This window comes from Vibrio sp. V03_P4A6T147 (assembly GCF_002241085.1).
Classification (GTDB): Bacteria; Pseudomonadota; Gammaproteobacteria; order Enterobacterales; family Vibrionaceae; genus Vibrio; species Vibrio anguillarum.
The window spans coordinates 1-9,668 of sequence record NZ_NDIO01000090.1; the positions used below are offsets into that span (position 1 = coordinate 1).

Consider the following 9,668-nt stretch of genomic DNA (forward strand, 5'->3'; position numbering starts at 1 on the left):
CTCCTATCTCATTAAGTCAGTGAATTATCATGTTTAAAGGCTAAACCCTAAATTTTTTGTTCAGATGAATTCACTGCTTTTCTGCTTTATCATTGGTTTTTAGTCTGGCATTTTGTTGGTTATTCTGGTTTTTGTTTCTAATGTGTTACGTGATATGCCGCAATATAATTTGAAATTTTATTCTGCATTCTTTTTTAGAATGCATGGTAAATTGGCGTTTTCTTAGGCTTAACGTCTATGTTTTGGGGTGTATTACTGCGTGCTAGAATATTGGTCATACCAATGATTAATGCATATGTGGTGCATAAAAATACGATGTTACTGCTTTGGTTTGATTTGATATCGACTTTTTATCCTATCGATGTTGCTTTTCTGTGAAATATTTGCCAAATTGATGGCCTTGTTAATTACCAGAATATTGTACTGGTATGAATGGATTCATTTTTACTGGCTTTGAACGCTTTGTTGTTCAAAGGTAGTTACAGACAGGGCACAACACTGCCCAAGTCGTAGAGGTCTGGGATGTCACTTTTAGAAGTAAAAAACCTGCGTATTGAATACCCATCGCGTCATGGTGTTCACGTTGCTGTGAAATCGCTTTCGTTTAATATCGAGCGGGGTGAAATTGTTGGGGTTGTGGGAGAATCAGGCGCCGGAAAATCGACCGTAGGTAATGCGGTTATCGATTTATTGAGCCCACCCGGTCTCATTGCCAGTGGCGATGTGTTCTTAGATGGTGAGAAGATTTCAGGCCTATCGCCTGAGCAGATGCGCCAAGTTCGCGGCTCTAAAATTGGCTTTATTTTTCAAGATCCAATGACGTCGCTTAATCCGCTATTTACTGTTGAACATCAACTGACAGAAACCATCCACGCCAATATGAAAGTGACTGAGGAAGAAGCGTATCAGCGTGCACTTTCTTTGATGAAGCAAGTGGGTATTCCTCAGCCTGAAAACCGTTTGAAGCAGTACCCACACCAATTCTCTGGTGGCATGCGTCAACGTGTTGTGATTGCCATTGCGCTGGCGGGTGAACCTGATCTTATTATTGCCGATGAACCGACCACTGCATTAGACGTTTCTATTCAAGATCAAATCTTGAGCCTCATCCGCGAGCTATGCATTAAAAACAATGTTGGTTGTATGCTGGTCACCCATGATATGGGTGTGGTCTCGAATGTGACGGATCGCGTCGCGGTGATGTATCGCGGTGACTTGGTTGAATTTGGACCGACAGCTAAAGTGTTGGGCGCTCCGGATCACTCCTATACGCGCAGTTTGATTTCCGCCGTTCCTCGCTCAGATAAAAAACTCGATCGCTTTCCGCTGGTGAGCTATATCGAAGAGGCAAGTGAGTTAAAACCACTGGATGTTAAAAACCATTGGTTAGGTCAGAGCCAAGATAATCGTCAATACACAGGCCCACTGCTGACAGTAGAAAACGTGAATTTACGCTTTACGACCAAAGACTCATTGTTTGAAAGTCGCCGTGAATATGTCCAAGCTTCAAATGACGTCAGTTTTGAGGTGTTTGAAGGGGAAACTTTTGGTTTGGTTGGGGAATCAGGTTCCGGTAAATCAACCATCGCACGCGTGATTGCGGGTCTGTACGCTCCAAACTCAGGCAAAGTCTGTTTTGAAGGGATTGATCTTACTGCGCTGAAATCGGAAAACGAGCGCCGTCCGATGCGCCGCCAGATGCAGATGGTGTTTCAAAACCCTTATACCTCAATGAATCCGAGAATGAAGATTTTCGATATCATTGCCGAGCCGATTCGTTTTCATAAATTAACCCGTAGCGAAGCGGAAACACGGCAAATTGTGCATGATCTTTTAGAGCACGTAGGCCTAGGTAAAATGGCGGGAGTGAAATATCCGCACGAGTTTTCCGGCGGTCAACGTCAACGTATTTCAATTGCTCGCGCACTCGCCACGCGTCCTCGCTTATTGATTTGTGATGAACCCACGTCCGCGCTCGACGTGTCTGTGCAAGCGCAGATCTTAAACCTATTGAAAGATCTGCAAGATGAGCTCAATTTGACCATGCTGTTCATCAGCCATGATTTACCTGTGATCCGCCAAATGTGCGATCGTGTCGGGGTCATGCAAATGGGGACCTTACTGGAGGTCGCCCCTACAGAGCAGTTGTTTAAGTCACCTCAACACCAATACAGCCAGCATTTGATTTCTTTAATGCCTGAGTTTACGGGCTTAAGAGAAGATGTAGTAACGGCGTAAGCCAAAAAAGTTACAGATAGAGATATCATGACCAAGCGTGCTTGGAATGAATAAACAGAAGCAATTACAACAACTAGGGATTTGGATTCCCGCATAAGGAGTTATGCAATGAAAACCATGAAAAGCAAACTAACAGTAGCTTTGATGGCGGCAGGTTTAAGCTTTGCAGCTAGCGCGGCCAATATTACCGTCGCTTATGATGCTGACCCAGTGTCACTTGACCCGCATGAGCAGCTATCTGGTGGTACGCTACAAATGTCTCACATGGTGTTTGATCCTCTCGTTCGTTACACCCAGACATTTGATTTTGAACCTCGCCTTGCTGAGAAATGGGAACGTGTCAATGATACAACATTCCGTTTTACGCTGCGTAAAGGGGTGAAATTCCATTCAGGTAACGAAATGACGGCAGACGATGTGGTCTGGACGTTCGATCGTTTACAAGATTCTCCTGATTTCAAAGCTATTTTTGAACCGTATGAAAAGATGGTCAAAGTGGATGATTACACCGTCGAGATCGTATCCAAAGGCGCTTATCCGCTGGTTCTGCAAACCGCAACCTACATCTTCCCTATGGACAGCAAGTTCTATTCGGGCAAAGCGGCTGATGGTAAAGAGAAATCTGAAATTGTGAAGCACGGCAACTCGTTTGCTTCGACCAACGTTTCTGGTACTGGCCCATTTAGAGTGACTTTCCGCGAACAAGGCGTAAAAGTGGAATTTGAACGCTTTAAAGATTATTGGGATAGCGCATCAAAAGGCAACGTAGACAAACTGACCTTAGTACCGATTAAAGAAGATGCCACTCGTGTTGCGGCGCTCCTTTCTGGTGATGTGGATATGATTGCACCTGTTGCGCCAAACGATCATAAACGTGTGGAAGAAGCCAAAGGTATTGATCTTGTGACCTTACCGGGTACGCGTATCATCACTTTCCAAATGAACCAAAACAGCAATGAAGCACTGAAAGATGTTCGTGTGCGTCAAGCCATTGTTCACGCCATCAACAACCAAGGTATCGTTGACAAAATCATGAAAGGTTTTGCGACAGCAGCTGGCCAACAAGGCCCAGCGGGTTATTCTGGTTATGACGCGAACCTTGTGCCTCGTTTTGATTTGAAAAAAGCGAAAGAGCTGATGAAAGAGGCTGGTTATGAGAAAGGGCTGACGCTCACCATGATCGCGCCAAACAACCGTTATGTGAACGATGCGAAAGTTGCACAAGCTGCAGCGGCGATGTTGTCGAAAATTGGTATTAAGGTTGATCTTAAAACCATGCCAAAAGCGCAATATTGGCCTGAGTTTGATAAGTGCGCCGCGGATCTGCTAATGATTGGCTGGCACTCAGATACTGAAGACTCAGCAAACTTCACCGAGTTCTTAACCATGACACGTAACGAAGAGAGTGGTAAAGGCCAGTACAACTGTGGTCACTACTCAAATCCAGAAGTGGATAAGTTGGTTGAAGCGGCAAACGTAGAAACCGATCCTGCGAAACGTGCACAGATGCTGCAAAAAGTCGAAGTGACTTTGTACAACGACGCAGCATTTGTTCCACTGCATTGGCAAAACCTAGCGTGGGGTGCGAAATCTACTTTAGATATCAAACCGATTGTTAACGCGATGGAATTCCCTTATTTCGGCGACCTAGTCGTTAGCGAGTAATTACTTAAGTTGGCCGCTCATGTGATGTGGGCGGCGCTTAGGTCACTCAAGGCATCCGCTTGGATGCCTTATTAAGATCTCTGCACTTTGCTTTATTTCAGTCGGGTCGAGTGTCATTTTTTAGGCTGAATTTTTTCGTTCCTATTAAAGTTAATTCAATTTTAAAAAGAACCATCATGGATAGTTTAAGGGGCAAGGAATGTTTTCGTTTCTGGTCAAGCGCCTGTTTCAGGCACTGATAGTGATGTTTGTGATCAGTCTGGTGGCGTTTGCCATTCAGGATAACTTAGGCGACCCATTGCGTGAGCTTGTTGGGCAGTCTGTTTCAGAAAGCGAGCGCCAAGCGCTGCGCGATGAACTTGGACTGAATGATCCTTTCATTGCCAAATATACTCGTTTTATTACGGCCGCGGTGCAGGGTGATTTAGGCACGTCCTACTTTTTCAAACGCCCTGCGGTAGACGTTATTCTCGATAAATTAATCGCAACGTTAGAGCTTGTGCTCGGTGCGACCGTAATCATCATTGTCTGTTCCATTCCTTTAGGGGTTTACACAGCCATTCATCCCAAAAGCTTTTTTACCAAAGTGGTGATGGCGGGCAGCAGTATTGGTATTTCTATCCCAGTGTTCTTAACTGCGATTATGTTGATGTATGTTTTCTCGATCACGTTAGGTTGGTTACCATCGTATGGACGAGGGGAAACTGCCAATTGGTTGGGTTGGGAATCTGGTTTTTTCACGGCTGATGGATTAGCACACTTGGTGCTGCCTTGTGTTTCACTGGCGTCGATCATGCTGCCGCTGTTTATTCGTTTAGTGCGTTCTGAAATGTTTGAAGTGCTGAGCTCGGAATACATCAAATTTGCTAAAGCTAAAGGCTTGGCATTGAACAAAATCTACTACCAACATGCACTTAAAAATACCATGTTACCGGTGCTAACCGTCGGCGGTGTACAAATTGGGACTATGGTGGCCTACACCATTTTAACCGAGACTGTTTTTCAGTGGCCGGGTACGGGCTTTCTTTTCCTTGAAGCGATCAACCGAGTTGATACTCCGCTGATCACCGCTTACGTCATATTCGTTGGCCTGATTTTTGTTGTGACCAACACCATTGTCGATCTGTTATACGGTCTGATTAACCCGACTGTGAACCTTACTGGAAAAGGAGCTTAATCATGAGCCAATTTGCTGCTGCTCCATCTCGTTGGGAGCGTTTTAAACAGTCTGATTTTTTGTACTATTTCTTGCGTGATAAAGTGGCGATGACCAGCTTCGTCATCTTTTTGGTATTCTTAACTTTGTCTGTCGCTGCGCCACTCATTGCCCCCAGTAACCCGTACGACCTATCATCGATTGATCTGATGGATGCAGAATTACCTCCCTCTTGGATGGACGGAGCCGATGAGCGCTTTGTTCTCGGCACGGATGAGCAAGGGCGCGATATTTTGTCGACCATACTGTATGGTTCGCGTCTATCACTGACGATTGGCTTTTTGGCGGTCGGTTTACAGTTGCTACTTGGTATCGTGATTGGCCTTTCTGCTGGCTACTTTGGTGGACGTATTGATAGCTTTTTGATGCGTTTTGCTGATGTACAGCTATCGTTTTCAACCATGATGGTGGCGATCATTGTTTCGGCAATTTTCAAAGCCAGTTTTGGGAGTGAATTTTATAGTCAGTATGCGGTTGTGATGTTGGTGGTGATTATCGGCGTGGCTGAGTGGCCACAATACGCGCGGACAATTCGTGCGTCAGTGCTCGCCGAGAAGAAAAAAGAGTATGTGGAAGCGGCTCGTGTGATGGGTTTTAAATCACCACGCATCATGTTTCGCCATATTTTACCTAACTGTTTATCGCCTATTTTGGTTATCTCAACTGTACAAATTGCCAATGCGATCATGTCTGAAGCGGCACTCTCTTTCCTAGGTTTAGGTTTGCCAGTCGATCAGCCATCATTGGGTGCTTTGATTAGCATGGGCTTTAACTACATCTTCTCTGGCGCTTGGTGGATTACGGCTTTCCCTGGTTTTGTACTCGTCACATTAGTGTTGGTGATCAATCTGTTGGGTGACTGGCTACGCGATGTTTTTAACCCAAAAATTTACAAAGGGTGATGTGGCAATTGATTTTTGCTAAAGAAAATCCCTAAACTAAAAGCCGCCGTCAAATGCGGCTCTTTTTTTGCTAGTATTTTTGTTATACCCAACCCAAATCCATTGAACTAGGGAACATTGAATCGGTAATGTTGTCACTACTATTAAGCAAGTATATGGACTCAATATGATGACCCTGATGCGGAAAACGACCCTGTGTGTGACATCAAGCCTAACGGTGTTGGCGTCGCTGGCTTTATTTCAACCCGCTTGGGCGGAAGATTTTCTTTGTGATGCGACTCAAGCTTCTGTCGATCAGTTGCCCATTCTTGATAAAGCATGCCCAATAGGGCAAGGTTTATGGGGAAAGAAAAAGCCCAAAGGGCAATCATCCACTTTTTGGATTCAGTGTGGCGTGCTAAATAAGCCATTATCTTTGCTGAAAGCCAAAGCGTTTTATACCCATATTTCTACCGATGTATGGCTAAAACCAGAAGCGAAAACGTATCGTTGCTTAATCGGTCCTTATACTGATTATGAGCAAGTAAAAAAAGAGCTGCCTCTTATCCAGCAAATCCCCGGTTACAAAGAGGCTTTCATTCGTGAGGTTGTCAAAGGGCGCGCGCAGTCGAGCTCGCCGATAAAAAAGACAACTTCCGCTCAAGCAACGTCTGCCGCAAAACAAATCACCAAAAAGTCTTTACCGAAACCACAAGTGGAAATGGCGAGTTCGCCATTATCAACGAAACCATCAACCAAAGCGCCAGCTCTTAATGTTCCGCCAGCGGTTGAAATTCGTTTGAGCACCACCGCAAACGGTTTGCAGTTTGTGGTGCCTCATTTACGTTCGAGTGATGAACAGTTCTATATGGAACATGGCTTAGCATGGAGCCGTCTAAACTATGAGGTGGCAGAAAAAACCTGCCAAAAAATGGCGATGCGCTTGGTAACGGAAGAAGAGTGGCAACGCCTTTTGGATTCAAAACAGATGGACAGTAACCAATGGCCAATGCACTTACCTTATTGGGGATGGTCGCAAAAAGGGCTTTTTACCAACGGTAAAGTCAGCCAACTGAAAGGTTCCTCATTACTCAATGTGATTTGCGTTAAATAAGTGTCTCAGTTTGCCGTCAGAAATGGCGGCAGCGCTACTCTTTCTTTCCCTCTTCGAGTAATTGTAGATAGCGTTGTTCGATAAAATCTTTCTCTTTACTGATGTGATACAACTGTTTTTTCATCGCTTCGACATCGACAGAAGTGCCACCTTGTTTGGCTTGCTCTTTGTATTTCTCAATGGTCTCTAGTAGTTCTTTTTTCTCGGCTTGATAATTTTTTGCCATTTCGTAGAAATCACCTGCTTTACTGATCTTGATGTATTCCGCTTCTAACTGTTCAAACTCTTTTTCGATGGTGGCTTTTTCTTCTTTCAAACTGTCAACGGTATCAGTTTGAGCAAAGAGTTTTTTACGAGTCACTCGTAGCCCTTTCACACTTTTATCGAGATCGCCTTTCAGTTTGCGGATCAACTTATGCGATTTACTCAATTTCTCATTGAGCTCATCAATTGAAGCCTGATCTTCGGCACTAATGCCCTGAGAAGAGGAATTTTTGATGAGAGAAACCTGTTGCTCGAGCGCTTTTTGAATGATGATTAAATCATTCAGAGTCGAGCTATGCTCTGCGGTGTAGTTCAACGCATTTTCAACGGATTGTTGGCATAGATGAAGCGTGTCTTCATCGCTATCACTTTTATTACGAGTAAAACCATGCGCAAATTTCCTAAATTCACGCAGGATCAGCAGCAGGATAAAAAACCAAGCCAACAAGATAATAAGCCCGAGATCGATCGCTAAGAGCGATAAAACCTTTTCGGTGAGGAACTCTTGTATTGGCATCACATAAACCCACTTTTGTTGCTGTATTTTCAGGTAAGTTTAGTTGTTGTAAAAAAATGTGCCTATACTTTGAACAAGTTAGGTCATAGAAAAATATGCTGTGAAGATTCTCATTGTTGATGACAGTAAAGCGACACTTGAAATAGTCAGACGAGCCTTAGAGGCGTTTGGCTACCGACGTTTGTCCATTCAAAAGGCAGACAATGGTAAGGCCGCACTCAAGCTGATTGGCAGTTGGCAGCCGGATATTGTCTTAACAGATTGGCACATGCCAGGCATGACGGGGCTGGAGCTGACACAAGCGATAACCAAACGTAAGCTCGGGATAAAAGTGGCAATGCTCACCACGGTGGCCGATGAGCAACAAATCAAACAGGCGCTTGAAGCTGGAGCGTCGTTTGTGTTGTCGAAACCATTTGATGACGGTGAACTACACCAAAAGTTGCTTCCTTTAGTGCAAGGAGCGGAAGAGAGCTGCATTGAATTAGACGAGATGGTCGAGTTGCAAGATGAGTTGGCTTTACCGAAGCTTTCACAGTTAGAAAAGCTGCTAAAAAGAACGGTGGGTGCTGAAATCGTGCTGAATAATATTCGTCGTCAATCGTTTGATGAGAGTAAAATTCCTTGTTTGATGGCAGTCTATGAAGATGGCGAAACGCAAAAGCCGCGCGCGGTGGCACTGCTTGATATCTACGCCGTTTGTGTCTTTGCTAAAGGCAACCCCAGCATTACCAAAGAGCAACTACAACAAGCGGTACACAGCAAAATGGTCAGTAAGGATATTCTCGATACTTGCCAGAAAGTATTAAGTGCTTCCGCATTAGCGTTTCTTGATAATCAAACCCGCAAAAGCCTGAAGTTAAAAAATATCAGTTTTATCCCTCAATCGTTTGAAAAGCTCGAAACCCTATTTGCCAAAGAAGCGGATAAACGGGTCGATTTTTCCTGCCAAATGGGGGCGTTAGCCCAAGGGAAAATTACTTTGGTGGGATTTTAATCATTTTTAAAAGCATATTCTGAGGTTATCTTTATGACAGGATGATTTTTGCTATTGGGTATATTTTTAGATGATATTGATGAGCCGTTCTTCATGAGGTATTAGCAAGAGTGCCACTTAGTGACTATACTGAAGTTGTTCCTAAGAGTATTTAATATTAACTGATTAATCAAAGGAAGCGATATGATAAAATTTATACGGATACTCATCATTGGTTGCTTAAGCCTATTTATGTCAGCCCCACTTTTAGCGAATGTTACGTGGGAGGGGCATTGCCGAGATAGAAAGCCCTATCTTTATTTTGAAAATGGTGAGTGTAAAGGCCCTGGTGGAGATGTGATTAACCAGGTTGTTCTTAAGTTGGGGCATAAAGTCCATTGGACAAAAGTTCCTTGGGCAAGAACCATTGGTGTCGCTCCACAGGGTGGAGTTGATCTTATTCCTCTGCACTCTATGGATGAAGAGAGAGAACAGTTTCTTCACCCATTATTAATGGGGTATGGTGAAAGAGAGGTGTTTTATTTTACTCGGACGAACTCGGATATTGATGCAAATAGTTTTGATGAAATTGTCAGCCGAGGTTTTGTTATTGGTGCACTCAATGGCAGTTTTTATAGTGACCAATTTAACCAAAATACAGACAAATTAAAAATCAGTTTTGTCACTAGCGTAGAACAAATTATTAATATGCTAGAGGCGAGTCGCATCGATCTTGCTATCACCTCTGAACAGCATGGGCTTAATCTTTTTGAAAATGACCCTAAATTAAAGAAAAT

General features: G+C 43.9%; 8 protein-coding genes. 7 read left to right on the top strand and 1 reads right to left on the bottom strand.

The features are described 5' to 3' along the window. The first annotated feature begins 522 nt into the window (after positions 1 to 522). The 5 genes from B9J84_RS03220 to B9J84_RS03240 all read left to right on the top strand — a co-directional run bounded on the left by B9J84_RS03220 (position 523) and on the right by B9J84_RS03240 (position 7,114). Positions 523 to 2,238 (top strand): ABC transporter ATP-binding protein, encoded by a 1,716-nt coding sequence (locus tag B9J84_RS03220; protein ID WP_019281822.1) that lies wholly within the window; start codon positions 523 to 525, stop codon positions 2,236 to 2,238. A 108-nt stretch (positions 2,239 to 2,346) separates the two neighbouring features. Then, on the top strand, positions 2,347 to 3,903 hold the full coding sequence (locus tag B9J84_RS03225; RefSeq protein ID WP_026027967.1) for an ABC transporter substrate-binding protein: 1,557 nt from the start codon (positions 2,347 to 2,349) through the stop codon (positions 3,901 to 3,903). Positions 3,904 to 4,102: 199 nt separating this feature from the next. After that, the gene (locus tag B9J84_RS03230) at positions 4,103 to 5,080 is read left to right on the top strand and encodes an ABC transporter permease (RefSeq protein WP_094123515.1); all 978 of its coding nucleotides are present in this window, start codon (positions 4,103 to 4,105) and stop codon (positions 5,078 to 5,080) included. Between the two features lie 2 nt (positions 5,081 to 5,082). Continuing rightward, positions 5,083 to 6,021, top strand: a complete 939-nt coding sequence (locus B9J84_RS03235; protein WP_010319654.1) for an ABC transporter permease — start codon at positions 5,083 to 5,085, stop codon at positions 6,019 to 6,021. Between the two features lie 166 nt (positions 6,022 to 6,187). Next, complete coding sequence (locus tag B9J84_RS03240) at positions 6,188 to 7,114, top strand: SPOR domain-containing protein (protein WP_017043951.1); 927 nt, start codon at positions 6,188 to 6,190, stop codon at positions 7,112 to 7,114. A 34-nt stretch (positions 7,115 to 7,148) separates the two neighbouring features. On the opposite strand, the gene B9J84_RS03245 is transcribed toward B9J84_RS03240, so the two are convergent. Next, positions 7,149 to 7,898 carry a chromosome partitioning protein ParA gene (locus B9J84_RS03245; protein WP_088729276.1) on the bottom strand — a complete coding sequence of 250 codons (750 nt, stop codon included), beginning with the start codon at positions 7,896 to 7,898 and terminating at the stop codon, positions 7,149 to 7,151. Between the two features lie 97 nt (positions 7,899 to 7,995). Between B9J84_RS03245 and B9J84_RS03250 the strand changes: the two genes are divergently transcribed. Beyond that, positions 7,996 to 8,892 (top strand): response regulator, encoded by an 897-nt coding sequence (locus B9J84_RS03250; protein ID WP_094123516.1) that lies wholly within the window; start codon positions 7,996 to 7,998, stop codon positions 8,890 to 8,892. 183 nt (positions 8,893 to 9,075) lie between these two features. Beyond that, a partial coding sequence (locus tag B9J84_RS03255; protein WP_094123517.1) for an ABC transporter substrate-binding protein occupies positions 9,076 to 9,668 on the top strand: 593 nt, incomplete at its 3' end.

Coding starts and splice junctions, on each gene's coding strand:
- B9J84_RS03220 (WP_019281822.1), top strand. CDS start 523: ATGTCACTTTTAGAAGTAAAAAACCTGCGTATTGAATACCCATCGCGT.
- B9J84_RS03225 (WP_026027967.1), top strand. CDS start 2,347: ATGAAAACCATGAAAAGCAAACTAACAGTAGCTTTGATGGCGGCAGGT.
- B9J84_RS03230 (WP_094123515.1), top strand. CDS start 4,103: ATGTTTTCGTTTCTGGTCAAGCGCCTGTTTCAGGCACTGATAGTGATG.
- B9J84_RS03235 (WP_010319654.1), top strand. CDS start 5,083: ATGAGCCAATTTGCTGCTGCTCCATCTCGTTGGGAGCGTTTTAAACAG.
- B9J84_RS03240 (WP_017043951.1), top strand. CDS start 6,188: ATGATGACCCTGATGCGGAAAACGACCCTGTGTGTGACATCAAGCCTA.